This window comes from Bradyrhizobium sp. Pa8 (assembly GCF_052588265.1).
In genome coordinates, this window is the sequence record NZ_CP176767.1 from 1,183,244 (window position 1) to 1,208,724 (window position 25,481).

19 protein-coding genes and 4 pseudogenes are annotated in these 25,481 nt (G+C 59.5%); 12 read left to right on the forward strand and 11 right to left on the reverse strand.

The window, feature by feature from the left end; genetic code table 11:
* Positions 1 to 330: 330 nt before the first annotated feature.
* The 3 genes and pseudogenes from ACKWRH_RS05505 to ACKWRH_RS05515 all read right to left on the reverse strand — a co-directional run.
* Entirely contained in the window at positions 331 to 807 is a 477-nt protein-coding gene (locus tag ACKWRH_RS05505) for a DUF1016 N-terminal domain-containing protein (RefSeq protein ID WP_445219638.1), read from the reverse strand.
* Positions 808 to 931: 124 nt separating this feature from the next.
* A pseudogene (locus tag ACKWRH_RS05510) lies at positions 932 to 1,126 on the reverse strand (site-specific integrase); the annotation flags it as partial.
* 101 nt (positions 1,127 to 1,227) lie between these two features.
* Positions 1,228 to 1,425: pseudogene (locus tag ACKWRH_RS05515) on the reverse strand (hypothetical protein); the annotation flags it as partial.
* Between the two features lie 565 nt (positions 1,426 to 1,990).
* Between ACKWRH_RS05515 and ACKWRH_RS05520 the strand changes: the two are divergent.
* Both ACKWRH_RS05520 and ACKWRH_RS05525 read left to right on the forward strand, forming a co-directional pair.
* Positions 1,991 to 2,470: an outer membrane protein gene (locus tag ACKWRH_RS05520; protein WP_445219639.1), complete on the forward strand. Its 480-nt coding sequence runs from the start codon at positions 1,991 to 1,993 to the stop codon at positions 2,468 to 2,470.
* 137 nt (positions 2,471 to 2,607) lie between these two features.
* Complete coding sequence (locus ACKWRH_RS05525) at positions 2,608 to 2,916, forward strand: hypothetical protein (RefSeq protein ID WP_445222321.1); 309 nt, start codon at positions 2,608 to 2,610, stop codon at positions 2,914 to 2,916.
* 493 nt (positions 2,917 to 3,409) lie between these two features.
* Here the strand turns inward: ACKWRH_RS05525 and ACKWRH_RS05530 are convergent, their stop codons facing one another.
* Positions 3,410 to 4,438 (reverse strand): hypothetical protein, encoded by a 1,029-nt coding sequence (locus ACKWRH_RS05530; protein ID WP_445219640.1) that lies wholly within the window; start codon positions 4,436 to 4,438, stop codon positions 3,410 to 3,412.
* Positions 4,407 to 5,069, reverse strand: a complete 663-nt coding sequence (locus ACKWRH_RS05535; protein ID WP_445219641.1) for a nucleotide-binding protein — start codon at positions 5,067 to 5,069, stop codon at positions 4,407 to 4,409. The genes ACKWRH_RS05530 and ACKWRH_RS05535 overlap by 32 nt, the downstream gene beginning before the upstream one ends.
* Positions 5,070 to 5,359: 290 nt before the next feature.
* Here ACKWRH_RS05535 and ACKWRH_RS05540 point away from each other — a divergent pair, with 290 nt between their 5' ends.
* From ACKWRH_RS05540 to ACKWRH_RS05555, 4 genes and pseudogenes are all read left to right on the forward strand, one after another.
* Positions 5,360 to 6,133 carry an outer membrane protein gene (locus ACKWRH_RS05540; RefSeq protein WP_445219642.1) on the forward strand — a complete coding sequence of 258 codons (774 nt, stop codon included), beginning with the start codon at positions 5,360 to 5,362 and terminating at the stop codon, positions 6,131 to 6,133.
* 151 nt (positions 6,134 to 6,284) lie between these two features.
* Positions 6,285 to 6,415 (forward strand): annotated as a pseudogene (locus tag ACKWRH_RS05545) (IS630 family transposase); the annotation flags it as partial.
* A gap of 137 nt (positions 6,416 to 6,552) precedes the next feature.
* On the forward strand, positions 6,553 to 7,104 hold the full coding sequence (locus ACKWRH_RS05550; RefSeq protein ID WP_445219643.1) for a terminase gpA endonuclease subunit: 552 nt from the start codon (positions 6,553 to 6,555) through the stop codon (positions 7,102 to 7,104).
* 125 nt (positions 7,105 to 7,229) lie between these two features.
* On the forward strand, positions 7,230 to 7,304 hold the full coding sequence (locus ACKWRH_RS05555; RefSeq protein WP_445222322.1) for a hypothetical protein: 75 nt from the start codon (positions 7,230 to 7,232) through the stop codon (positions 7,302 to 7,304).
* Between the two features lie 1,020 nt (positions 7,305 to 8,324).
* On the opposite strand, the gene ACKWRH_RS05560 is transcribed toward ACKWRH_RS05555, so the two are convergent.
* Positions 8,325 to 8,642: a hypothetical protein gene (locus ACKWRH_RS05560; protein WP_445219644.1), complete on the reverse strand. Its 318-nt coding sequence runs from the start codon at positions 8,640 to 8,642 to the stop codon at positions 8,325 to 8,327.
* A gap of 389 nt (positions 8,643 to 9,031) precedes the next feature.
* On the opposite strand from ACKWRH_RS05560, the gene ACKWRH_RS05565 reads away from it, so the two are divergent.
* Positions 9,032 to 10,066 carry an IS110 family transposase gene (locus tag ACKWRH_RS05565; RefSeq protein WP_445216185.1) on the forward strand — a complete coding sequence of 345 codons (1,035 nt, stop codon included), beginning with the start codon at positions 9,032 to 9,034 and terminating at the stop codon, positions 10,064 to 10,066.
* Positions 10,067 to 10,591: 525 nt separating this feature from the next.
* Here ACKWRH_RS05565 and ACKWRH_RS05570 read toward each other — a convergent pair.
* The gene (locus ACKWRH_RS05570) at positions 10,592 to 11,626 is read right to left on the reverse strand and encodes an IS110 family transposase (protein ID WP_445219645.1); all 1,035 of its coding nucleotides are present in this window, start codon (positions 11,624 to 11,626) and stop codon (positions 10,592 to 10,594) included.
* 247 nt (positions 11,627 to 11,873) lie between these two features.
* Between ACKWRH_RS05570 and ACKWRH_RS05575 the strand changes: the two genes are divergently transcribed.
* Together ACKWRH_RS05575 and ACKWRH_RS05580 are read left to right on the forward strand one after the other, a co-directional pair.
* Positions 11,874 to 13,664, forward strand: coding sequence for an adenylate/guanylate cyclase domain-containing protein (locus ACKWRH_RS05575; protein ID WP_445219646.1), 1,791 nt, complete (start codon positions 11,874 to 11,876; stop codon positions 13,662 to 13,664).
* Positions 13,665 to 13,816: 152 nt separating this feature from the next.
* A complete protein-coding gene (locus tag ACKWRH_RS05580; protein WP_445216184.1) occupies positions 13,817 to 14,851 on the forward strand; it encodes an IS110 family transposase in 1,035 nt (344 codons plus the stop codon).
* Positions 14,852 to 15,376: 525 nt separating this feature from the next.
* Here ACKWRH_RS05580 and ACKWRH_RS05585 read toward each other — a convergent pair.
* Complete coding sequence (locus ACKWRH_RS05585) at positions 15,377 to 16,411, reverse strand: IS110 family transposase (protein WP_445216185.1); 1,035 nt, start codon at positions 16,409 to 16,411, stop codon at positions 15,377 to 15,379.
* Between the two features lie 312 nt (positions 16,412 to 16,723).
* Here ACKWRH_RS05585 and ACKWRH_RS05590 point away from each other — a divergent pair.
* Positions 16,724 to 18,287 (forward strand): annotated as a pseudogene (locus ACKWRH_RS05590) (S10 family peptidase).
* Between the two features lie 615 nt (positions 18,288 to 18,902).
* Here ACKWRH_RS05590 and ACKWRH_RS05595 read toward each other — a convergent pair.
* On the reverse strand, positions 18,903 to 19,121 hold the full coding sequence (locus tag ACKWRH_RS05595; protein ID WP_445219647.1) for a cold-shock protein: 219 nt from the start codon (positions 19,119 to 19,121) through the stop codon (positions 18,903 to 18,905).
* 593 nt (positions 19,122 to 19,714) lie between these two features.
* On the opposite strand from ACKWRH_RS05595, the gene rpoN reads away from it, so the two are divergent.
* Positions 19,715 to 21,331 (forward strand): RNA polymerase factor sigma-54, encoded by a 1,617-nt coding sequence (rpoN, locus tag ACKWRH_RS05600; RefSeq protein ID WP_445219648.1) that lies wholly within the window; start codon positions 19,715 to 19,717, stop codon positions 21,329 to 21,331.
* Between the two features lie 726 nt (positions 21,332 to 22,057).
* Here the strand turns inward: rpoN and groL are convergent.
* Together groL and groES are read right to left on the reverse strand one after the other, a co-directional pair.
* The gene (groL, locus tag ACKWRH_RS05605) at positions 22,058 to 23,698 is read right to left on the reverse strand and encodes a chaperonin GroEL (RefSeq protein WP_445219649.1); all 1,641 of its coding nucleotides are present in this window, start codon (positions 23,696 to 23,698) and stop codon (positions 22,058 to 22,060) included.
* 91 nt (positions 23,699 to 23,789) lie between these two features.
* A complete protein-coding gene (gene groES / locus ACKWRH_RS05610; protein WP_445219650.1) occupies positions 23,790 to 24,104 on the reverse strand; it encodes a co-chaperone GroES in 315 nt (104 codons plus the stop codon).
* Between the two features lie 1,070 nt (positions 24,105 to 25,174).
* Between groES and ACKWRH_RS05615 the strand changes: the two genes are divergently transcribed.
* Positions 25,175 to 25,378, forward strand: a complete 204-nt coding sequence (locus ACKWRH_RS05615) for a hypothetical protein (protein WP_445219651.1) — start codon at positions 25,175 to 25,177, stop codon at positions 25,376 to 25,378.
* Positions 25,379 to 25,481 lie beyond the last annotated feature (103 nt).

A 25,481-nucleotide genomic window follows, 5' to 3' on the forward strand; every position in this document is an offset into this window, starting at 1 on the left:
GGGACCAGCCACCTTGACCCGCGTCAAACAATCGCGCGGCTCTTGTGTAGGCGCCCGCGTCACGACAGAACAGAGGTCTCGGTTCCGCTGGGCAGGTCAATGTCGTCCAGCCCAGTTCTCCTTCGCCGAGCGTCCATTCCGGCGTTTGCCCGTAAAGCTCGACGACGAGTTTCCAGAATTCATCCATGGCTTGTTGCGGATGGTAAGCCCTGCAGCCCATCACAACTCTGGCCTTTGCATTGAGGTCGTCGGCGAGCGTCGCGAGCTGAACCTGTCGTATTGGTCCGTACGCGCTCGGACAGCGGGTTACCCATCAGATCAACGACGCACTCAGCGCCGAACTGCGTCAGCAGCGTCTCGGGCAGGCTGCCCGCGTCGAGAAATGTGAGCCCAATGGGCAAGCTCCGACTGCTCCGGCGGCAGGGGTCGCGAGAAGTTTGTCAGCGCGCTGCCTTGACGGGCGAACAGGTCACTATCGATCTGATGGAGTAGTACGTTTCGACTCCATCCATGTTCGATGGCCTGGCGGGCGTACCAGGCGCGTTCGTCGGGCCTCTTGATGGCGTCGCGAAGTCGAGCGTTATGCCAGTAGTGCAACAACCTGTGCACAAATTCGCCGTGCGGCCAGGCCTCTGCAACGCCCGCATGTACTGGAGATTTCGAGCGGACAGGCCTGTCATCTCGGGAAGGCGCGGCCAAGGTCTTCGGCGAGGTGATCGATGACTTTGGCTCCCTAACATTCTTCTCCAGCCGGATCGGAATGTCGCGGCGGATCGTCCAGTATAGCGGGATCGGTTCGCGGTTCACTGATAGGCCGACACGATGCCTCGCCTCGGCGATCCTCGTCTTGAGATCGCCAACGAATGCCGAGTAGCTCTGCGCGTCGATCTCGGTCGCATCTCCCGCGCCTTTTTGCCTGGGCGCTTGGTCGTGCCGCCGCCTTCAAGCGCTTCTTGGTAAGCATGGAGCGCACGAACGTGTCCCACCTCGCAATACCGGCCCGCTTCTGGGGAATGTAGTGCCAGCGATCATAGTTCTTTGAGCTGACGTCCTGGAGCGCATGATTTTGTAGACGATCCCGAATCTCTTTGGACACGCCGGCTTTGCCGGCCAGCGTGTTGAAGGTTCACCGGCGTGGATGGCAGTCGCCGCCGGCACACTGCCGGTCTCCTCGACCCGCTGCATCCAGCCGACGGCGGTGCTGATCGCCACCCCAAACTGCTTGGCGGCCCGATTGCGCGGCATCCCGCCCTCGATCGCGGACACGACACGCTTACGGAGATCCAGAGAATAAGGCTTGCCCATCCATGCTGGCCTCCAATCCGGCCAGCATGGTGAATCAGAAACACACCGATTTGGGAATCCCAATCGATTCAACCTAACCCCATCCCGCTTTAACGGCCAATCAATGGCATGCGTGGGCATTCTGGAAGATCTTCCAAGTGGCAGGACGTTCCGCAATGCGATCGCCGCCAGAGTGCCTTGGCCTATTTCACACCAAGCTTGCTAATTCAACGGCGAGCTCCGTCGCGCAGCGCAGTCTATATATTTGTGATTAGGTTGAGGAGGCGGACGCTGCAAAGAGGTTGTGAGATCGGGCAGCACGAGTTGCAATTGATTATGCACAAGCACGATTCATCGAGCGGATGCCCTCTTGCTCGGCGATAGCGAGCCGGTTTCGGTTACGCGCGGGTGGGCGCGACGAGGCGGGCGAGAACCCGCAATAGGAAGCGCCGTGACCGGTTTCACCTTGTGATTAGGCGGGCCGACTACAACTATACGCCATCCGACTCTCAGCGGGCTTTGAAGGACAAATGGCGATCGAAACTAGTGGGCAGAAGCATCCAATGACGACACGACATGCCCTTTCGTCCGTCCGACGGCTGCTCAGGCTAGTCAACTATCAACCTTGGGAATTGATGGAGAAGATGGCCTCATGGCAATCTTAGTCTAACGCACCGTCAGCGGAAACGGAAGCTGGATTTAGAGAATGAAGAAAGTCTTGCTGGGCACGATAGCTTTCATCGCACTGGCCGCTCCTGCCTCTGCCGCTGATCTTGCCGCGCAACCCTACGTCAAAGCCCCCCCGCCGGTCATTCCAATCTATGATTGGAGCGGCTTCTACATCGGCATCAATGGCGGCGGCGGCTCCGCTCATCAATGCTGGGACGTGGTCAACGCCGGCGGCGTGGTCGTCGCTGCGCCCGTTGGCATGGGGTGCCATAAAGCGACCGGAGGCACGGTCGGCGGTCAAATCGGCTATCGCTGGCAAATTGCGAACTCGGTGTTTGGCTTGGAGGCTCAGGGCAACTGGTCTGATTTCAAGGGCTCTAACGCCAATCTCGCTTTCGCAGGCGTCCAAAATGAATCCAAGCATGACGCATTCGGCCTATTCACGGGCCAAGTCGGCTATGCCTGGAATAACGTGCTGCTCTACGTGAAAGGTGGAGCTGCGGTCGTGCGTGACTGAAACCGGGTTTTGGATCTTGCGTCTGGGCGATCGACAACGGCAGCGAAACTCGTTGGGGCGGCACGGTAGGGGCGGCGTTGAATTTGGCTTAGAACGGGGAGCGCGTCGCAATTGTCGAGGCGGATCCACAAGGCACGATTTCAAAATGGAAAGAGCGGCGCGGCCACCCCTATCCGCAGGTCGTTCGGATCTCCGATCCCGCCGAAATTGAAGTCGCTCTCGATAGCCTCGAAGCTGAGGGAATCTGGCTTACGGTCATCGATACCGCCGCCACGAACAACGCACTGGCCGTGCTCGCCATCGCGAGGGCCGATCTTTGCCTGATCCCGGTGCGTCCGAGCGTGGCCGATATCGAAGCTGCGATACCGACGCTGATTGCTATTCGTAGGCTCAACCGCCGATTCGCTTTCGTCCTCAATCAGGCGCCGCCGCGGGCTGCCGCTTGAGTGAAGCTGCAACATCGCTCAATTCACTCGGGGTGCTTGCGCTTCCCTATGTCGGACAGCGCAATGACCACCAGGACGCGCTCGGGTCAGGATTAGGCGTGACCGAGTTTGCACAAGAGGGAAGAGCCTCGGAGGAAGTTAGTGAGCTGTGGCGCTGGGTCTTGAAGAAGCTTGTCGAGGGGTCGTTAGATCATGAGCCACACACAAAAAAGGCGCCGTGCTAGTCTTGCGCGCTGCGCGCGACGCTCGCTAGTGGAGCTTACCGCGGCGGCGAGCCGAGCCGTTGACGATGGCCTGTTTGTGTTGTCCAGCGGGATTGCTGCGCCCAATCCGCGATCGGAGCACACAGGAGAGAAAACGTGTGATCAAACAATGCAGGAGCGGCCCTAATGTCAGCGTCTTCTTCGTCCAAAGCTCGGACGAAAGTTTCGGGTAATCCTCGCAGGGCCCCGGCCCCAATCAAATCGGACGCCAAAAACTCGCGCTGCTAGCTTTACAGTTCTGGATCTGAAATGCGGGTCAGCATCTTCACGTGCGGTCCCGCCCGTTTGAAGACCGGCTGCCAAAAGGCATAGGCTGTCTCAGCGAAACTCGCGCTTATGGTGAACTTCGTGAGCGCCGCTCGATATGCGGCCTGTAGCGGGCAGCCTTGAGCCTCGACAAGGTGCCAGATGAAATGAGCGACCTGGCGGGCGTACGTGCTCGGATGCCCTCGGAGGTTGCGTACGATCTCAAGCCGCATGGTCCCGGTGTCGCGCGTCTCCGGTTCCGTGATATTGGCAAGCCAGATGAAGATTGATGGATCAATGCTCGCGGCATAACCGTCGCGCTTGAGCTGCTGATTGATCATAGAGAACGCGCTGGCGGCTTCTCTGAAGCATTCGCTCAGGATAAAGTTCGCCTGATTCTCTACCTTGCCGCTCTGAAGATCGTCCAGCAATCTGAGCGCCTCGTCAGTAAGCCGCCGCATGTATTGCGGTCGCGGCTGCCCCGCGCTGTCGGCAGGTTCCTTCTGCACGATCAACTCGGCCGTATCCGAGCGGAGCTCCGTTGCGGTTCCTTTGAGAACGGTCAAAAAATTGTTTTCAAGACCGGAGCCGGTGTCTTTCGACGCCGCTTCGCCCCCCACCCGTGTCTCTACGAGGTCCCTTGCATGGTCGAACGCAGCATTCAGGCTTGCTGTGATGTTTTCAAGAGCGCTGTTTTGATAGTCGTTGGTGATCTTCACCATCATCCCGGCGGTAGTGTTGGAGTCTAGGAGTTCCTTCTTACGCAGCGCCGCCGCTTTCTGAGACCCAAGCACCGCAACGGGACTCGGAGCCGTCGCTTGCCTCGCAAGCGTTGTTTGATCACACGTTTTCTCTCCTGTGTGCTCCGATCGCGGATTGGGCGCAGCAATCCCGCTGGACAACACAAACAGGCCATCGTCAACGGCTCGGCTCGCCGCCGCGGTAAGCTCCACTAGCGAGCGTCGCGCGCAGCGCGCAAGACTAGCACGGCGCCTTTTTTGTGTGTGGCTCATGATCTAACGACCCCTCGACAAGCTTCTTCAAGACCCAGCGCCACAGCTCACTAACTTCCTCCGAGGCTCTTCCCTCTTGTGCAAACTCGGTCACGCCTAATCCTGACCCGAGCGCGTCCTGGTGGTCATTGCGCTGTCCGACATAGGGAAGCGCAAGCACCCCGAGTGAATTGAGCGATGTTGCAGCTTCACTCAAGCGGCAGCCCCGCGGCGGCGCCTGATTGAGGACGAAAGCGAATCGGCGGTTGAGCCTACGAATAGCAATCAGCGTCGGTATCGCAGCTTCGATATCGGCCACGCTCGGACGCACCGGGATCAGGCAAAGATCGGCCCTCGCGATGGCGAGCACGGCCAGTGCGTTGTTCGTGGCGGCGGTATCGATGACCGTAAGCCAGATTCCCTCAGCTTCGAGGCTATCGAGAGCGACTTCAATTTCGGCGGGATCGGAGATCCGAACGACCTGCGGATAGGGGTGGCCGCGCCGCTCTTTCCATTTTGAAATCGTGCCTTGTGGATCCGCCTCGACAATTGCGACGCGCTCCCCGTTCTCCATCGCTGCGACTGCAATCCCGACCGCCAGCGTGCTCTTGCCGCTTCCGCCTTTTTGGGTGACCAGAGCAAGGACATACATATCCTGCACTTCCCGGATGACAACGAGATGAAACGCATGAGTCGTTAAAAAAGCTGAGCCTTCCAGTCGGTGACCTACCACTCCCCATCGTGAATCGCATCAAGAGCGAACGTGGAACTCACAACCAAATCAAGTCCCAGCCACGAACGATACACCGCGCTATATGTTGCCCAAAGCCTGCTTAGGCCCTCAGTCAACTACCAACCTTGGGAATGGATGGGACGATGATCAGGTGGTAATCCTTGTCCAATACACCGTCAGGAAAGTCGATACGAAGCCGGGTTTAAAGAATGAAGAACGTCCTGCTGGGCACGATAGCCTTCATCGCGCTGGCCGCTCCTGCCTCTGCCGCTGATTTAGCCGCGCGGCCCTACGTCAAAGCGCCGCCGACGGTCATTCCAATGTATGATTGGAGCGGGTTCTATATCGGCCTCAATGGCGGCGGCGGCTCCGCGCATCAATGCTGGGACGTCGTCAACGCCGGCGGCGTGATCGTCGGTCCGCCCGTTAGCGTGGGGTGCCATAATGCGACGGGAAGCACGGTCGGCGGTCAAATCGGCTATCGCTGGCAAATAGCGAACTCGGTGTTCGGCTTGGAGGCGCAGGGCAACTGGTCCGATTTCAAGGGCTCCAACGCCAATCTTGCTTTCGCAGGCGTTCAGGATGCTTCCAAGCTTGATGCATTCGGCCTGTTCACGGGCCAAGTCGGTTATGCCTGGAATAACGTGCTGCTCTATGTGAAAGGTGGGGCTGCGGTCGTCCGTGACAAATACCGGGTCTTCGATTTTGCGTCTGGGCTGACCATCGACAACGGCAACGAAACTCGTTGGGGAGGCACGGTAGGGGCGGGCCTTGAATTTGGCTTCGCTCCGGACTGGTCCATCGGTGTTGAGTACGATCACCTGTTCATGGGCCATCGGGACGTGGACTTCTTTTTTTCACCCGGACTAGTGGGTGGTCCGCCAGGCGCTTTTGCAGGGACTGCCCGTATCGGTCAGGACGTCGATATCGGTCTGGTTCGCGTGAATTACCGCTGGGGCGGCGCGGTCGCCACGACATACTGATCGTGCGCTAGAACGAGGTTCGGTCACGCGGGGAGCTAGACAACCCTTTACGCCCGTTGCTCCTCTCTCAAGCTAGTCATCTGGAATGCAAATTCGTCACATAAAAGGGCGCCGGGACCTCTGAAGAAGAGCGCTTGTCGCAAGTGCAGGTATGAGAGGTCGGCCGATCGCTGCGTGTAGGAGCGGCCGTACTGGGAGAGGCAAGTGCGTCGTCATCGTGTTGCCCGCTGGCTATCTGAGCGGTGTCGCTGGATCCTGTGGTGTGCGGACGGCTTGCCATCTTGACTGCGTTCGCTGTGGCGACGTCATCGAGGACGAGTACACGACGGAAATGAACGAGCGCGGCCAGTAAGTCGCGCTCAGCCAGATCGTCGATCGCGACCGCCGGGTTTCGGGCGATAATGTCGGTGAGCTATTAGGTGTCGAGCCTCGCCTCGCCGTTTGTCTCCTTCGGTGATCGCATCCACGTCTATTTGGAGGCCATCGCGCTTCGTGAAGACGCGATGGCGCAACCGATCAATGCGGGCTCTGGAGAACTGTATGGCGAGGTGCCTGAATGGGCCGAGCTCAAGGAGAAGTCGAGGCATTCGACCTATCGACGCGATGACATCCCCGATGGCGTTCTCCGTCTCTCCATCACGACCGACGTGCAGAAGCAATTGATTCCCTGCGTCATCCGCCATTGGGGTGCGCGCGCCACGTCATGGCTGATTGACTGGGGTTATCTGCGCGGCGATACGGCAGAGACCGATGTACCAGCTGGTCGAACCGATCTCGACGCCGCTCGATGGAACGACGACCAAATCGACCTTCGTCGACTCTGGCTTCAGGCCAGACAAGTCCGACACGCAGGCGCTCAATCGGGTTTACGAGTTCCGCCGGCGACTCCCCGGACGAGTCCGCCCGACCAACTCAGCCGATCCGGCGCGCATGATGCAGGATTTGCCCGCGGATTTCTTTCGCGGCGGTGAGCGAGGCGACAATCGCACGCGGATCGAGGAAGTGCAGAATTTCGGCTACCGCGACGCCCTTGCCGCGCGACTAAAAAAAGGAGGGCGGGCAAGGGTCAGCAGAAAAAGGCGAGCCCGCCGAGGCGATTGTCGCGTTCCTCGGCGGTCAGCGCCATCACTCGGTCTTCCTGGCGCTTGATGATCGCGGGCACCGCCCGTGAAGCCCGGCGGGAACCTGCAACATGACGACATCGGCCAGATGACGATGATCAGGTGCACCGCCTCTACATGCCGCGATTAGCAGATCACGGTGGCTACTGCTTGCGTCAGGCTTCCAGTGACTGTTCGGATTGTTGAGCTAATGGGCACAACCATAGTTCCACGATGACGCTGAGTAGTTACGCCCGGGCTGTGGGAGATCGTAGGTTGCAATCATGACGGACGTTGAACGCTCCGTTCGCTCAACTGCCCGCTTACGCCGCCGCCATTCGCCGGAAAGTATCGCCCAGAAATCCTGCAGGCACCTATGAGTCTTGCCTGGTCATCCCAGGCGGGGCGAAATCCTTGGGTGGGCCTCAACCAGGCTCAACTACCAGACTTGATAGTACTCCGGACAATTGTGGCGGCTAATCTTGCCAAGATGTTTAGCGATCGTCGCGCAGCGTGTCGGGAGGAGCTTTCAACGATGCTGACCGCCGCAGAAATTGCGGACGCCAAAAAGCGCGTCAAGTATCCATACGCAAGCGTTCTGCACGAACATGACGACAGCGTCAGGATCGCCTATCAATGGCTTGATGCGCAAATAACAACCAAGAGAAAGCTGAGGCGAGCGTACCCTCTGAAGGAGATTGTCGAAATTTGGGGCGGCAGGTACGTTGCATCGTTCGATGTAGCAGTTGCCGCTGAAATGCACCCGCGAATCCGAGGGACGTACCCTCAATTCAATATTAGCTCTCGGCTTACGCTCCCTTCCGATCGTCGGCTTGCAGACATAGCCGAGGCTAGGACGCAAGACTACCTGCTTACGGCAGCTCACATTATACAAATCTATCGTCGGATCGAGGAACCGTAGAGCACGAAGTTAGCCGCCAGAATGCCCGTACGCTTTCAGCAACGACCAACACATTGATTTCCAAGCGGCGCACACTGACCACCAGAAATCGAGATTGCTGCTCAGACCAGTTACCATCCGCTGCGTTCGAAGCCGAAGCATGTGAAATTGCTCGCAATGATCATCGCGCTCACCAAACAACTCGCCCCCAGCACCACGGTTGATCGGCTGGGACCACGTCCGTGGCCAACCCTCGGCGCCCATATTCTTCCGGAACGGCGACACCAATCTGGAAGCAAGGAATTCCCTCAATGGATCGACCGCCATCAAATGCGCCGTGACAACCCTGCCCTGGAAGCGCACGTAAGTAGATCGCGTGACCATTGGAATGGTCGAGATGAATGAAGAGCTGCGGATCAAGCTTTGCGCGCTGGAATTCCCGCGCGCCTGCAAGAAACGCCTGCTGGAATGATACAAGCGCATCGGTTGGATCTGTCATGGCCGGCATGAGCTCGTATCCCACCAATTTGAAGTTTCCATACAGCATCCGGCGATGCGCGAATGAGGGGCTTACGCCGATTTCCGCTCGATTATTTTTGAGACGATGGCTTGATTTCGCCTGCCGGGCCCGGATTGGGTGCCGGCGCGGTCATCCTCCATTGGGCGGTCAGGAGCGATATATGACGCTGCTGGCGTTTGCCCGGCGCCGGCGTGCTTGGGTAGGCTCTGTGCCTTTACGCAGGCGGCCCGTGCTCTCTCAGGGATAGAGCCGACTACTAGATGCGGTAATGGGCCCGGCTCCGAGCAAGGGGTCATGATGGTGGCTGTCCCCCGATAGATGATGAAACGGGGTCACGATTTGAGTCGGCCCCAAGCATCTGGAGACGGAGGACAGCCGTGGACAATTATGCCGGAATCGACGTGTCATTGGAACTGTCGAGCGTGTGTGTTGTGGACGCCCAGGGTAAGATCCTGAGGGAAGCAAAGGTCGCAAGCGAGCCCGGCGCCTTAGTTGAGCTTTTTGAGGCGCTCGGCTTTGCAGTGAAGCGGATCGGGCTGGAGGCTGGGCCGCTGTCGCAATGGCTGCATGCGGGCCTGAGAGGTGCAGGATTCGAAACAGTTCTGCTGGAAACGCGGCACGTGAAGGCCGCGTTGTCTGCAATGACGGTTAAGACGGATCGGAAGGATGCCCGCGGGATCGCCCAGTTGATCCGGATGGGGTGGTATCGATCGGTACACGTAAAGTCGGTTGACGCGCAAGAGATCCGGGCACTCCTGATCGCACGCAAACAGCTTCTCGGGCGGCTCATCGATGTAGAACTAAGTATCCGAGGGATTTTGCGCGGCTTCGGTCTGAAGGTTGGTCCGGTGACGCGAAGGAATTTCGAAGCGCGGATTCGAGAGCTGGTTGCGGGCCAGGCGACATTGGAGCGCATTGCCGATGCGATGCTTTCGGCGCGATCGACCCTGAAGGCAGAATACGGAAGGCTACACAAGGCTGTGCTGGCAGCTGTGCGTGACGATGCGGTCTGTCGCCGGCTGATGACAGTGCCAGGCGTTGGTCCCCTAGTGGCTATTACCTACAAATCGGCGATTGATGATCCTAAGCGCATTGCAAAGTCAAAGGCAGCAGGCGCGCTGTTCGGGCTCACACCAAAGAAATATCAATCGGGAGAAAAGGACGTCACGGGCGGAATCACGCTGGCCGGCGATGAGACGGTGCGGACGGTCTTGTATGAAGCCGCCAACGTTCTGCTATCGCGTATCACACGGTTCTCGAAACTCAAGCGCTGGGGGATGGACGTCGCCAAACGGCGAGGCTCGAAGCGCGCAAAAGTCGCCCTGGCACGTAAGCTCGCAGTGATCTTGCATCGGATCTGGGTCGACGGCACAACTTACCGATGGGCTGAAGCGGGGCCGATAGCGGCATAGAACAGGCGGAGGAAATTAAGAACGCAACCGGGCTGAACTGAAGCCCAATGCCCGAAGTCCCGTCGCCGGGACGGTGGATCCGGTGAAGCCGTTACACGCCCAGTGGCCGTCGTCTGACGAACCACGCGTATCTAGATAGGCTCACCGCTCCCTCTGACAGCATGATGTGGCGGCCAGGCGTCGACCACGGACAGAAGCATGAGCTCGGCGGCGTGACGTTCACTCGGGAGGCTTGACATCATCGGGCCCATTACAGAAGGGCGTGTACTCATCTGTGGACGCCCCGCCAGATGCAAGCGGTTTTTGAGGAAGATTGGCACGTAGTCGGATGCTGCCATCTGTCCGGCCTCTGATGCAGCGATGGAGCTGCGGGCCTGTATGGGAGTTCGCGGACCGGAACCAAATCATAAATGCGTGCTCTAGGCACGATGAGTACATCTGGTTCTTCCGGCCCCGTCTCGCCGACTGTTGCACCATACCCTCCTTCGACCGACTACACCTCTGACGACCTCAGGCCCACCAAGATCACGCCTTGGCTGCGACCGGAGCCCTGTAATTTTCCTGCTTTACAAGTAGCGCCCAGACGATCCGCGCCATCTTGTTGGCGAGCGCGATGGTCACCAGCATGCGCGGTTTGCGAGCCAGCATCTGTTCGAGCCACGAACCCCTTGGCGCGCCGCGTTTGCTTGCCTGTTGCACGACCGCGCTGCTGCCGATGATGAGGAGGCGCCTGAGCGTGCGTTCGCCCATCTTGGATGTCGCACCGAGCTTCTGCTTGCCGCCTGTCGATCTTTGAAGAGGCGTGAGACCCAACCAAGCGGCGAAGTCACGGCCTTTGGCAAAGGTCTCGGCCGGCGGTGCTAGAGCGGCGATCGCGGTGGCGGAGATTGGGCCAATGCCGGGAACGGTCATTAGCCGGCGCGATACTTCGTCCTCGCGAGCACGTCGCGCGATTTCCTGGTCGAGGTCCGCGACCTTGCCATTGAGGTCGGTCAGCAGGTCCAACATCAATCGGAACATGGCGTGGGCCGCTTTGGGGAGCGAGCTGGCCATCTCTTCTTCCTCGATCAGGTCGGTAAGCATCGTCACGTGCGACGGCCCCTTAGGTGCGACCCATCCATATTCAGTGAGGTGTCCCCGGATCGCGTTGATGAGCTGCGTTCGCTGCCGCACTAACAGGTCACGGGTCCGAAACACCAGACCCGCCGCCTGTTGCTGTTCGCTCTTCACGGCCACGAACCGCATGCTCGGCCGCTGCGCTGCTTCGCAGATCGCCTCGGCATCGATCGCGTCATTCTTTTGACGCTTCACAAACGGCTTTACGTAGGCGGGAGGGATCAGCCGAACTTCATGGCCAAGCTGGGCGAGCTGCCGGGCCCAGTGATGGGCTCCGCCACATGCCTCCAGAGCTACCGTGCAACTCGCCTGGGCTGCAAAGAAATCCAGCAGCTTTCCTCGGCTGATCCGTTTGCTGAATATAGCTCGCCCTTTCCCGTCTGCTCCATGAGCGTGGAAAACATGCTTGGCGATATCCAGACCGATTATGATAACCTCTGACACGGACGCCTCCCTTAAGTGGTGCTCAACACCTCCACTTTGGCACATCGATGCCGTCGGGCGGGGCGTCCACCCCATCATAAATCCGATCAGCCCGCGCAGAGGTAGGGCCCGTGTCCGTTTAGCCTTCAAGAACGGAAATCGCCAGTTCGCCCTAGCTAGTCCCCTAAAGGCCAATATACGACATCGGCCCGTATGGGCATCCCATGTGAACCGTTGTATAAATCGCGTCTAGGTTGGATTGCGGGCCATGGTGAGGGAGCCGCCAGTTCGGGTTGAGCGGAGGTTGTCGGCGATATTGGCCGCCGATGTAGCTGGCTACTCGCGGTTGATGCACAATGACGAAGAGGCTACGCACACCAAACTGACAGCGCTCACAACGGAGGCTGTCCACCCCGCGATCGCCGAGCACGGCGGCCGCATCGTGAAGAACACCGGGGATGGGTTCTTGGCTGAGTTTCCGAGCGCTGTCGAAGCGGTTCGAGCTGCTGTTCAGTTCCAGAACCGCATCAAGGAACTTACAAACGCTGAGATGGAGGACAGGCGCATTGCTTTGCGCGTGGGCGTCAACATCGGCGATGTAATCGTCGAGCCCCATGACATCTTTGGAGATGACGTTAACATTGCGGCGCGGCTTGAGTGCATCGCACAACCCGGCGGCATCTGTATCTCGGCGTCTGCCTACGATCGCGTCCGAGGCAAGGTCGGCGTTGAGTTCACCGATCTAGGCGAGCAGAACCTCAAAAACATCGCTCGCCCGGTCCGAGCCTATGCCTCGGTCCCGGATGCAGTTAATCCGGCGACACAGCCTGGGGGCATCAAGCCTGACCTGCCTTCGCCGCCTCATCTTTCCATCGTTGTGTTGCCCTTCGCCAACCTTAGCGGCGATCCCGAGCAAGACTACTTCGTCGATGGTGTGATCGAGAGCCTGACTACGGATTTGTCACGTATCAGTGGCTCATTTATTATCGGCCGACACACTGCATTCACCTACAAGGGTAAGGTGATCGATCTCAGGCAGATCGGTCGTGAGTTGAACGTTCGCTATGCGCTTGAAGGCTCGGTACAGCGAAGCGGCAAGCGGCTTCGGTTGAACGTGCAGCTCGTGGATGCAGAAACCGGGGCGCATCTTTGGGCCGATCGTTTTGACAAACCGATTACCGATCTTTTCGACATGCAGGACGAGATCGTATCCCATCTCGCCAATGCGCTAAATGCTCAGCTGACGGAGCTCGAAGCCCAGCGGTCAGAACGATCTCTGCATCGCGGTTCAATGGACCTGTGCTTCCAAGGTAAAGCTTCGTGGAATAAGGGCTGGACGCCTGAACATATGGCACAAGCGCGCGTTTTCTTTGAACAGGCGCTATTCCTCGATCCCGGAAATATCGAGGCGATGGTCGGCATTGCGGTCGTCGATCTTGTGGTTGGGAGTAGCTTCTTTACCGACGAACGAACCGCGAATCTTGTGATGGCCGAGGCCGCGCTGGGAAGGGTCCTGTCCCTCGCGCCGAATCATGCCTTTGCCCACTTAGCCTTGGGCGGTGTGCTCATGTGTAGTTTCCGAGCCGCGCAGGGCGCTGCGGAGTGCGAACGAGCGTTGGCACTGGATCGAAATCTAGCTGAAGCGCACGCGCTAATCGGCTGGGCCAAGTATTTTATGGGGCGCGGAGCAGAGACCGAGACTCATGTCATTGAAGCATTTCGTCTCTCTCCTCGCGATATCCTCAGCTTCCAGTGGTCGATGATGGTCGGCTTCGCCAAGTTGCAGGTTAGCGAGGACGCCGAGGCACTCGGCTGGTTCCGCCGTAGCATCGAAGCCAACCGTAATCATCCCACCTCGTATTTTGGGCTGGCTGCTGCGCTCGCGCTTCTCGGGAAGCAGAAAGAGGCGCGGGCTGCCGTGAATGTGGGGCTTGCGCTGAATCCGACGTTCACTATCAAACGCTTCAAGAGTTTCTCAGTAAGCGACAATCCGGCGTTTCTCGCAGGTGCCAAGCGCGCAGTAAAAGGGTTTCACTTGGCCGGGGTGCCGGAGGGGTGATGTCGGAGATGGGTCACAAGCCGCCGACCACGCTCAAGCTGGCAGACTTCCGCTTTGCGTTGGTAAGCCGACGTTTATGATGGGGTGGACGCCCCGCCGACGGCATCGATGTGCCAAAGTGGAGGTGTTGGCACCACTTAAGGGAGGCGTCCGTGGCAGAGGTTAGCATAATCGGTCTAGATATCGCCAAGCATGTTTTCCACGTTCATGGCGCGGACGGGGAAGGACGCGCTATATTCAGCAAACGGATCAGCCGAGGAAAGCTGCTGGATTTCTTTGCAGCCCAGGCGAGTTGCACGGTAGCTCTGGAGGCATGTGGCGGAGCCCATCACTGGGCCCGGCAGCTCGCCCAGCTTGGCCATGAAGTTCGGCTGATCCCTCCCGCCTACGTAAAGCCGTTTGTGAAGCGTCAAAAGAATGACGCGATCGATGCCGAGGCGATCTGCGAAGCAGCGCAGCGGCCGAGCATGCGGTTCGTGGCCGTGAAGAGCGAACAGCAACAGGCGGCGGGTCTGGTGTTTCGGACCCGTGACCTGTTAGTGCGGCAGCGAACGCAGCTCATCAACGCGATCCGGGGACACCTCACTGAATATGGATGGGTCGCACCTAAGGGGCCGTCGCACGTGACGATGCTTACCGACCTGATCGAGGAAGAAGAGATGGCCAGCTCGCTCCCCAAAGCGGCCCACGCCATGTTCCGATTGATGTTGGACCTGCTGACCGACCTCAATGGCAAGGTCGCGGACCTCGACCAGGAAATCGCGCGACGTGCTCGCGAGGACGAAGTATCGCGCCGGCTAATGACCGTTCCCGGCATTGGCCCAATCTCCGCCACCGCGATCGCCGCTCTAGCACCGCCGGCCGAGACCTTTGCCAAAGGCCGTGACTTCGCCGCTTGGTTGGGTCTCACGCCTCTTCAAAGATCGACAGGCGGCAAGCAGAAGCTCGGTGCGACATCCAAGATGGGCGAACGCACGCTCAGGCGCCTCCTCATCATCGGCAGCAGCGCGGTCGTGCAACAGGCAAGCAAACGCGGCGCGCCAAGGGGTTCGTGGCTCGAACAGATGCTGGCTCGCAAACCGCGCATGCTGGTGACCATCGCGCTCGCCAACAAGATGGCGCGGATCGTCTGGGCGCTACTTGTAAAGCAGGAAAATTACAGGGCTCCGGTCGCAGCCAAGGCGTGATCTTGGTGGGCCTGAGGTCGTCAGAGGTGTAGTCGGTCGAAGGAGGGTATGGTGCAACAGTCGGCGAGACGGGGCCGGAAGAACCAGATGTACTCATCGTGCCTAGAGCACGCATTTATGATTTGGTTCCGGTCCGCGAACTCCCATACAGGCCCGCAGCTCCATCGCTGCATCAGAGGCCGGACAGATGGCAGCATCCGACTACGTGCCAATCTTCCTCAAAAACCGCTTGCATCTGGCGGGGCGTCCACAGATGAGTACACGCCCTTCTGTAATGGGCCCGATGATGTCAAGCCTCCCGAGTGAACGTCACGCCGCCGAGCTCATGCTTCTGTCCGTGGTCGACGCCTGGCCGCCACATCATGCTGTCAGAGGGAGCGGTGAGCCTATCTAGATACGCGTGGTTCGTCAGACGACGGCCACTGGGCGTGTAACGGCTTCACCGGATCCACCGTCCCGGCGACGGGACTTCGGGCATTGGGCTTCAGTTCAGCCCGGTTGCGTTCTTAATTTCCTCCGCCTGTTCTATGCCGCTATCGGCCCCGCTTCAGCCCATCGGTAAGTTGTGCCGTCGACCCAGATCCGATGCAAGATCACTGCGAGCTTACGTGCCAGGGCGACTTTTGCGCGCTTCGAGCCTCGCCGTTTGGCGACGTCCATCCCCCAGCGCTTGAGTTTCGAGAACCGTGTGATACGCGATAGCAGAACGTTGGCGGCTTCATACAAGACCGTCCGCACCGTCTCATCGCCGGCCAGCGTGATTCCGCCCGTGACGTCCTTTTCTCCCGATTGATATTTCTTTGGTGTGAGCCCGAACAGCGCGCCTGCTGCCTTTGACTTTGCAATGCGCTTAGGATCATCAATCGCCGATTTGTAGGTAATAGCCACTAGGGGACCAACGCCTGGCACTGTCATCAGCCGGCGACAGACCGCATCGTCACGCACAGCTGCCAGCACAGCCTTGTGTAGCCTTCCGTATTCTGCCTTCAGGGTCGATCGCGCCGAAAGCATCGCATCGGCAATGCGCTCCAATGTCGCCTGGCCCGCAACCAGCTCTCGAATCCGCGCTTCGAAATTCCTTCGCGTCACCGGACCAACCTTCAGACCGAAGCCGCGCAAAATCCCTCGGATACTTAGTTCTACATCGATGAGCCGCCCGAGAAGCTGTTTGCGTGCGATCAGGAGTGCCCGGATCTCTTGCGCGTCAACCGACTTTACGTGTACCGATCGATACCACCCCATCCGGATCAACTGGGCGATCCCGCGGGCATCCTTCCGATCCGTCTTAACCGTCATTGCAGACAACGCGGCCTTCACGTGCCGCGTTTCCAGCAGAACTGTTTCGAATCCTGCACCTCTCAGGCCCGCATGCAGCCATTGCGACAGCGGCCCAGCCTCCAGCCCGATCCGCTTCACTGCAAAGCCGAGCGCCTCAAAAAGCTCAACTAAGGCGCCGGGCTCGCTTGCGACCTTTGCTTCCCTCAGGATCTTACCCTGGGCGTCCACAACACACACGCTCGACAGTTCCAATGACACGTCGATTCCGGCATAATTGTCCACGGCTGTCCTCCGTCTCCAGATGCTTGGGGCCGACTCAAATCGTGACCCCGTTTCATCATCTATCGGGGGACAGCCACCATCATGACCCCTTGCTCGGAGCCGGGCCCATTACCGCATCTAGTCTTAGTAGGTTCGTTGTTCCCGGCTCTCAGTTAAGTGAGGAGCCGTTTGGCAGACACGCCTCATGCAATATAAAGAAGAAGTTCATGTAAACTGCAACTATAGTGATAGGTGCAGCCCTAGCCTGTCCCGCACCTTAAACCGTCGCAATCGGCCGCTGACAGAAAGTGCGGCCGGGCAGGGAGAAACTCCATGCTGTTCGATTTGGCTGCGCTGCGCCACGCCCCTCTTGCGCTGGGCCTATTTGCCTGCGCCGGGATAGGGAGCGCCCGGGCCGACGATCCGCCGCCGCGCCCCGACGCCGGCCAGCCAGCACGCCGGGCCCGACGCGCGCAGCGGCAGTGCGACTAAGTCCCCATCGACCGCCGAGCAGCATCGCCTGCCGCCGGATCCCACCGCCAAGTAGACGCTGGAGCTGCCCGGGCGGGCGTTTCGTTTTATCGCGACTGCGGGCTCGATCCGCGTGTTCGATGACAAGGGCGAGCCGCAGGCCGACATCGCCTACACCTCCTATCAGCTTGACGGCACAGATCGCGCCACGCGTCCGGTGACGTTCCTCTTCAATGGCGGCCCCGGATCATCGTCTGCTTGGCTGCAGTTCGGCTGTGCCGGACCATGGCGGCTATCCATCGATGCGGAGACCGTCACGGCGTCGGCCTCGCTTGAGGTTACGCCCAACGCCGAGACCTGGCTCGATTTTACCGACCTCGTATTCATCGATCCTGTCGGCAGCGGTTATAGCCGTTTCTTGGCGACGGGCGAGGATGTACGCAAGCGATTCTATTCGGTCGATGGCGCCGCCAGTTCGATCGCGCTCGTGATCCGCCGCTGGCTCGAGAAACACGAGCGGCTGTCCTCGCCGAAATATGTCGCGGGGGAAAGCTATGGCGGCATTCGCGGACCGAAGGTCGTGCGCAATCTGCAGATGGAGCAGGCGTAGGCGTGAAAGGCTTGATCTTGGTCTCGCCGCTGTTCGACTACCGCGAGTCTACAGGCACAAGCCTTCTGCAACATGTTGCGAGGCTGCCAACCCATGTCGCGGTGGCGCGCGAAGCCAAAGCCGAGGGCAGGGGAACGGTCAAACGTGCGGATCTCGCCGATGTCGAAGCTTACGCGCGTGGCGAATTCTTGGCCGACCTTGTCAACGGCGAGGCAGACAAGGACGCCACCAACCGTCTCGCCGACAACGTCGCGGCATTGACCGGCATCGACCAGACCGTAAGCCGACGGCTTGCCGGGCGCTTTGACGGCAACGAATTTCGCCGCGAATTCGATCGCAAGAGCGGCAAGGTGACCAGCGGTTACGACGCCTCGGTGCGCGGCCTCGATCCCTATCCGGACTCCGATAGCCACCACTTCGGCGATCCCTCGGGCGATCCGCTGGCGGCGCCCTTGACGAGTGCCGCCGTCGATGTCCTGACGCGCAAGCTCAACTGGCGGCCGGACGGTTCCTATGAACTGCTCAATGGCGCGGTCGCGCAGGTCTGGGATTTCGGCAACGGCAGCTCCGCGGAATCGCTGTCGGAGCTGCGCCAGATCCTTGCGACGGACGCGAAGATGAACGTGCTGGTCGGGCACGGCCTGTTCGATATTGTCACGCCCTATTTTCGGCTCCAAATTGGCGCTCGATCAGTTGCCGCCTTTTGCGTCGGCGCGGCGGGTCAAACTCGTGGTCTATCCAGGCGGCCACATGTTCTATTCACGCGACACCTCGCGCCAGGCCTTTCGCGCAGAGGTCGAAGTAATGATGAAGTAGGGCGGGTGTTCATTAAGTCGGCGGCGAACTAAGTCACGAGTCTGCGTCCTACGTGTTATAGTAGCTCGACTCTTCTTAAATCGAGAAGCGCGGGGCAGAATGAGCAAGCCAGCGGCGGCCGCGATGAAAGTGGCCGACGAGCTGGTCGAGCAAATCCATCCGCTGCTCGCATGAAAGAACCCCAGAACCAGTGGGCGTTGAGGCATTCGGCCCGGAAGCCGGGAGGCAGCAGAACGTTGACATTTCAGGCAGTTGAAATGGACCCGCGGAGCGGGACTGCCTGAACCGGTTCGTTGGAAACTGACCGCTCCTGATCCCTTTCTATCACGCTGACAGAGTCTCTGTCTGCTCGCCGTTGCTGTGAGCATGAGGCATGGATCTGGTTCGGGTGAACCTCGTAGCACCGGGCCCGATCGGTCACCGTCGCCTGCTCCTGTACCGCTTCCAGCGCGATCTTTGCCTTCGGTGCCGCGTCGACCTTGTGTCTCGTCCTCGCCGTCATCATGCGCTCCGTCAAGCAAACGGAGCAGCCCTTCCAACTAAGCACGTGGTCCCAAAAAGGGCGGGCCATTTCACTGTGAGAACGATCTTGAATGCTTCAGGATACGTTGTACTTCAATCGATTAGCCTGACCTCGGCGGCTCTGTACTTTAAGCGCCGTTTGTTGAAGCGACGATCGAAAGTCACGTGCGTGCCCGGCACCAGATCAGTCCCCCTGCAGTTGCGTAGTTCGGACATATGCGCGAACAAATCCTTGCCGTTGCAGCCATCAGACCTTACGAAGCTCCAACCTTTTTCGACGCCGTACGACACTACCGTTCCAGTCTGCATCATTGCTTTAGCTTATCGAGATTGGAGAATTATGCATTGACGTTTAGGCGACGACATCGAGTCCTGAGGTAGGCCTGCGCGGCGGCTTCGGAGCTGCGTGTACACTTTCCAGATTAGCCAGGAGCAAGGATCTCGTGGACCTGCGGTCTCGTCTCCCGCGGCTTAGGTCCTTCTGTTCGTGCCCGCGTAGTATATCGCGGCGGCGAGCGTGAGCGAATCTGGTCGCCGGTCGAAGGTCCTGATTCATGTCGCCTCACAGCACCAGCGGGGCGGACCAGACGCTAGCGGCGACGCGGCGCCGAGCCCGCCCCTAACATCACCGCATCTGGAAAATGGGCGATGCTGCCCCGAGCCCAGCAACGGCCCTGCCGAATCGAGTATCGGAGGTTCTGCGGGCGTTTCGTAGCGGGCTGTATCGCCAAGTTGGCGAACATTGGTCTGAAAGCCGACAATCGACGCCAACACTGTCCGACGCTTCCTAGCTTTGGCTGACTTCGGACCAATGGCGGGATCACCGTTGCCTCGCGCTTTGGACATGGCCGAAAGCATTGTTCTGTGGTAGGCAAGAATTGCACCGGTTTAGAAAGGATTGCGTTATGAGTCTGACGCAGAGATTTGAGTTTCGGCAGTCATTGGTGATGACGCCGCAGTTGATGCAGGCGATCAAGCTGCTGCAATTGTCCAATCTTGATGTCGCGACGTTCGTGGAGGAGGAACTCGAGCGCAATCCGCTACTCGAACCCGCTGGCCATAATGAGCTCTCAACCAGTGATGTTTCGGACGAAACCAGCCTGTTCAGCGACCGCGGAGAACGCGCAAGCCCAGACCATGACTCCCTAGGCGGGGCCGTCGAAGCGTTTGAGCTTGGCCTAGAGGCATGGCCGAATCCTGATCTCGGCACCCGCGCCGAGATCGAGCAGACCCTGGATACGGGCCTGGACAATGTCTTCTCCGAGGAACCGGCCGAGGCCGCCGCGCGCAACGCCCAGGATGCGGCGCCGACCACCTATACCGAATGGGGCGGCGGTGCCTCCGGTGACGAGGACTACAATCTCGAAGCCTTCGTCGCCGCGGAGATCACGCTCGGCGACCATCTCGCCGAGCAGCTCTCGGTCGCCTTCACCGGCCCGGCGCAGCGCATGATCGGCCAGTACCTGATCGACCTCGTCGACGAGGCCGGCTATCTGCCGCCGGATCTCGGCCAGGCCGCCGAGCGCCTTGGCGCATCGCAAGCCGATGTCGAGGCCGTCCTTGCCGTGCTGCAAAAATTCGATCCGCCCGGCGTCTGCGCGCGCAATTTGAGCGAATGCCTGGCGATCCAGCTCCGCGAGCTCGACCGCTACGATCCTGCGATGCAGGCCCTCGTCGAGCACCTCGATCTGCTGGCGAAGCGCGACATCGCTTCGCTGCGCAAGCTCTGCGGCGTCGACGACGAGGACATCGCCGACATGATCGGCGAGATCCGCCGGCTCAATCCCAAGCCCGGCATGAAGTTCGGCTCGGCGCGGCTCCAGACCATGGTGCCCGACGTCTATGTCCGCCCGGGCCCGGATGGCGGCTGGCATGTCGAGCTCAACAGCGACACCTTGCCGCGCGTGCTGGTCAACCAGACCTATTATTCCGAGCTGTCGAAGAAGATCGGCAAGGACGGCGACAAGTCCTATTTCACCGACGCGCTCCAGAACGCGACCTGGCTGGTGCGCGCGCTTGATCAGCGCGCCCGCACCATCCTGAAAGTTGCGACGGAAATCGTGCGCCAGCAGGACGGCTTCTTCACCCATGGCGTGGCGCACCTGCGGCCGCTGAATCTGAAGGCCGTTGCCGACGCCATCCAGATGCATGAATCGACTGTGTCGCGCGTCACCGCCAACAAGTACATGGCGACAAATCGCGGCACATTCGAATTGAAATATTTCTTCACCGCCTCGATCGCCTCCGCCGACGGCGGCGAGGCGCATTCCGCCGAGGCCGTGCGCCACCACATCAAGCAGCTGATCGATTCGGAAGCGCCGTCGGCGATCCTGTCGGACGACACCATCGTGGAACGGTTACGCGCCTCGGGAATTGATATTGCCCGCCGCACGGTCGCGAAGTACCGCGAAGCCATGCGCATTCCCTCGTCGGTACAACGCCGCCGTGACAAGCAGAGCGCTCTTGGTAACGTCCTCTCCACCGCAATGCCCGATCGCTCCCGCAGCACCGAGCCGGCCTGATTGCGCTGGCTCAAAGCTGGGCATCAACAGGCGAGCCGCCTGAGCTCACCGGATTTGAACGCTAGGATTGGCATTTTGTAAAGAGTCTCTGACAGCGAGCTCGGCAAGCACAAGAGTCCGCCGCGATCGATCGTTCGTCGCACAGACTTCAAGGCGCGACGTACCTTCCGCAAACATCTTGCGTTGGCGCGCGATCGACTTTTGGCGAAGGCGACAACGACGTCCGGCGCCAGCATCGGAACGGGCGAGCTCGTCATCAACGACGGCCCGGTCGGGCACGAGCGGTTGAAGGATTTCCCTCGGCGCCTGCGGCCTCGATCCCGACGCAGGAGTGAAGCGCTGGCACCATACGCTGCCGAACGGCGTCAGCTGCGGAACCTATGGCTGTAACGACGCTATTACGAGAACCCGCTCCTCTTTACCGTGCTTGCCGGCCAGGCCTTCGTGCTCGGAAAGAAACGGAAACAACTTGCCGGACATTTGCGTGATGATCTTAATCGGCGACGATTCGCATGGACAATCGACCGCATCAGCCGCATCTTCTGGTCAATGACCCAAGACGGCGACCCGCGCATGGAACGATTTTGCGGAAGTTGAGATGAGGGATTTCTCAAAACTGTCATTTCAGAATCGCGTTTCGCGCCCCGGATACGAGCGGAAAAGCGAGCTGAAAACGAAAACCCCGGCATCGCTGCCGGAGTTTCGTAGTCGTTGGAGCGAGTGGACTTAGAAATCCATGCCGCCCATGCCGCCGCCCGGCGGCATGGCGGGGCTGGCGGCGGCCTTTCTCGGCAGCTCGGCGACCATGGCCTCGGTCGTGATCAAGAGCGCCGCCACGGAGGAGGCGTTCTGGATCGCGGCGCGTACGACCTTAGTCGGGTCGATGATGCCCTTTATGACGAGGTTGCCGTAGTCGCCGGTCTGCGAGTCGAAGCCGTAGGCGTACTGATCCTTCTCGAGGATCTTGCCGACGATCACAGAGCCGTCTTCACCGGCGTTGATCGCGATCTGGCGAGCGGGCCAGGACAGCGCCTTGCGCACGATCTCGACGCCGGTCTTCTGGTCGTCGTTCTTGGTGCGAAGGGTCTTGAGCTGCTCAGAGGCACGGAGCAGGGCGACGCCGCCGCCCGGCAGGATGCCTTCCTCAACCGCCGCGCGGGTCGCATGCATGGCGTCATCAACGCGATCCTTGCGCTCCTTCACCTCAACCTCGGTCGCGCCGCCGACGCGGATCACCGCGACGCCGCCTGCGAGCTTGGCGAGACGCTCCTGCAGCTTCTCACGGTCGTAGTCCGAGGTGGTCTCCTCGATCTGCGCCTTGATCTGGGCCACGCGCGCCTCGATGTCGGCCTTCTTGCCGGCGCCGTTGACGATCGTGGTGTTCTCCTTGTCGATCATCACCTTCTTGGCGCGACCGAGCATGTTGAGCGTGACGTTCTCGAGCTTGATGCCGAGATCTTCCGAGATCGCCTGGCCGCCGGTCAGGATCGCGATGTCCTGCAGCATGGCCTTGCGGCGATCGCCGAAGCCCGGCGCCTTGACGGCCGCGACCTTCAGACCGCCACGGAGGCGGTTCACGACCAGGGTCGCAAGCGCTTCGCCTTCGACGTCCTCGGCGACGATGACCAGCGGCTTGCCGGTCTGCACCACGGCCTCGAGCAGCGGCAGCAGCTCGTTCAGCGAGGAGAGCTTCTTCTCGTTGATGAGGATGTAGGCGTCGTCCATTTCAACGCGCATCTTGTCGGCGTTGGTGACGAAGTAGGGCGAGATGTAGCCGCGGTCGAACTGCATGCCCTCGACGACGTCGAGCTCGGTCTCGAGCGACTTGGCTTCCTCGACGGTGATGACACCCTCGTTGCCGACCTTCTTCATGGCGTCGGAGAGGAACTTGCCGATCTCCGCGTCGCCGTTGGCCGAGATGGTGCCGACCTGGGCGATCTCGTCGTTCGAAGTGACCTTCTTGGAGTTCTTCTGGAGGTCCGCAACCACGGCTTCGACCGCGAGGTCGATACCGCGCTTAAGGTCCATCGGGTTCATGCCGGCGGCAACCGCCTTCGCGCCTTCACGGACGATCGCAGCCGCGAGCACGGTGGCGGTGGTGGTGCCGTCGCCGGCCGCATCAGCGGACTTGGAGGCGACTTCGCGCACCATCTGGGCGCCCATGTTCTCAAACTTGTCGTCGAGCTCGATCTCCTTGGCGACGGTAACGCCGTCCTTGGTGATGCGAGGCGCGCCGAACGACTTGTCGAGGACGACGTTACGGCCCTTCGGGCCGAGCGTGACGTTCACGGCGTTGGCGAGGATGTCGACGCCGCGCAGCATGCGGTCGCGGGCGTCAACGCCGAATTTCACTTCTTTGGCTGACATATTTGGTCCCCTGAGTTGTCTTGGTCTCATCTCACTCTTGGCGAGGCGCCCGGCAGGCGCTCCTCAGGAGCGAGCGGTACGAGCGGTTGAATTAAGCGGCCTTCTTCTTGGCCGACAGGTCGGTGAGAACACCCATGATGTCGCTTTCCTTCATGATTAATAGCTCTTGGCCGTCGATCTTGACCTCGTTGCCCGACCACTTGCCGAACAGCACGCGATCACCGACCTGGACGTCAATGGGGATCAGCTTGCCGCTCTCGTCGCGGCCACCGGGGCCGACGGCGATGACTTCGCCCTGCGAGGGCTTTTCCTTGGCAGTGTCGGGAATGATGATGCCGCCAGCGGTCTTCTGCTCTGCCTCGATGCGCTTGACCACGACGCGGTCGTGAAGCGGACGAAATTGCATACAGTCCTCCTTGCATTTGCACGATGAGAATTTCAATGTTGTTAGCAGTCGAGGCCTGCGAGTGGTAGTGCAGGCGCAGCTGAAATAGGACGGGTTCTTAGGGGAGCAAGGGCTTTCAGCCAAAAATCAGCATTCAGATTAGTCGGCAACACAGATGCTGCAATCTTGCTCAAGTGGATTGAATGCTCTTGAGAGAGATGTTTGGCGTCACGTCTCACTGTCAACTACAATAACTTTTCTGCGAAATTGACGGCCAGACTGATAGCACTATTAGGCGCCCTTATTCTGGAAGGAGAGGCGGCATCATCTGATGCTCCCGTCTTGGCTTGCTATGCATGCTCGGTTGATGACGCCAATGTTGCGAACCCGACAAAATTGTCGCGGCTCATTGCAGCGGGTATGCTGGCATACATGCGTATTTCACTTTCCCGAGCAAGCGAAGCCATACTCCAGGCGTGGCATGCCGATTGCTGAAATGAAGCAAAGAGGTGCCGCCTACAAGCTGGTGTTAGCGGCCTTTCCCACGATCGCAGATTACATTGGAGAGCAAGCCTATGTTTTTCCGAGTTTGAAAACCAGTCCATAATCCAAGAGGTCGATAGGCTCGATCTTCCGCATTCTCGAATCAAGCACTTTGCTCCGGCCAGCTATGCACAAGCCGGAAGACGTCATTCTGGAAGGAATCTTGTCTGCGAGACTCTGTAAGAGTCAAAGATCCTAGGATAGTGTTTTCTATGTCGAGATCAGCGCCAATCAACCCGTCTCTACCTCGAGTACATATTCTTATGTCCCAAAGAGGCGCGCGAGGTGTTCTGGTTGAACCCAATCCCGAATTGGGGACACTGATCCGAACGGCGCGCCCCAGAGACGTTCTCATTCCGTCCGTTGTCTTGCCCACTCCACAGCCGTTTGCCACACTCTTCATCGGAAACGCCCATGACCTTTCCTCTGTGAACCAAGCACATTAGTTTCGGCGAATTCGAAGGTTTAGGAGGTATACGAGACCGTATCGAAGTGAACGCTATCGGCATCAACTAGCTGGTGATCCCTTATGCCGACAAATCGATTTCTTGTCGATCGATTGCGAAGGACTGGATCACGATCTCATTAAAGCCATCGACTACGAGCGGATCAGACCTTCTGTCATTCAGTGCGAGCCAAGTGAACCTTTCCTAAATGGTAACAAGGCTCGGATCGTCAATCTAATGGAAAGTAGATCATACCGGCTTGCTGCAATGGCCGACATCAACGTCATCTTTGAGCGATTGAACTGATGCAACCGCTCAAATCGACCGGCTGTCATCAAACGGGTATCCAAGGGCCACCATCGGAGCTGGCTCTCGGGGATAGATATCGCCAACCCCGGCGCCTGCCGGA

What these genes read in the sequence shown, in the direction of transcription:
- ACKWRH_RS05540 (WP_445219642.1), top strand. Translation starts at nt 5,360, where the DNA reads ATGAAGAACGTCCTGCTGGGCACGATAGCCTTCATCGCGCTGGCCGCT.
- groL (WP_445219649.1), bottom strand. Translation starts at nt 23,698, where the DNA reads ATGTCAGCCAAAGAAGTGAAATTCGGCGTTGACGCCCGCGACCGCATG.
- rpoN (WP_445219648.1), top strand. Translation starts at nt 19,715, where the DNA reads ATGAGTCTGACGCAGAGATTTGAGTTTCGGCAGTCATTGGTGATGACG.
- ACKWRH_RS05535 (WP_445219641.1), bottom strand. Translation starts at nt 5,069, where the DNA reads ATGTATGTCCTTGCTCTGGTCACCCAAAAAGGCGGAAGCGGCAAGAGC.
- ACKWRH_RS05560 (WP_445219644.1), bottom strand. Translation starts at nt 8,642, where the DNA reads ATGCCGGCCATGACAGATCCAACCGATGCGCTTGTATCATTCCAGCAG.
- ACKWRH_RS05520 (WP_445219639.1), top strand. Translation starts at nt 1,991, where the DNA reads ATGAAGAAAGTCTTGCTGGGCACGATAGCTTTCATCGCACTGGCCGCT.
- ACKWRH_RS05575 (WP_445219646.1), top strand. Translation starts at nt 11,874, where the DNA reads ATGGTGAGGGAGCCGCCAGTTCGGGTTGAGCGGAGGTTGTCGGCGATA.
- ACKWRH_RS05530 (WP_445219640.1), bottom strand. Translation starts at nt 4,438, where the DNA reads ATGAGCCACACACAAAAAAGGCGCCGTGCTAGTCTTGCGCGCTGCGCG.
- groES (WP_445219650.1), bottom strand. Translation starts at nt 24,104, where the DNA reads ATGCAATTTCGTCCGCTTCACGACCGCGTCGTGGTCAAGCGCATCGAG.
- ACKWRH_RS05595 (WP_445219647.1), bottom strand. Translation starts at nt 19,121, where the DNA reads ATGATGCAGACTGGAACGGTAGTGTCGTACGGCGTCGAAAAAGGTTGG.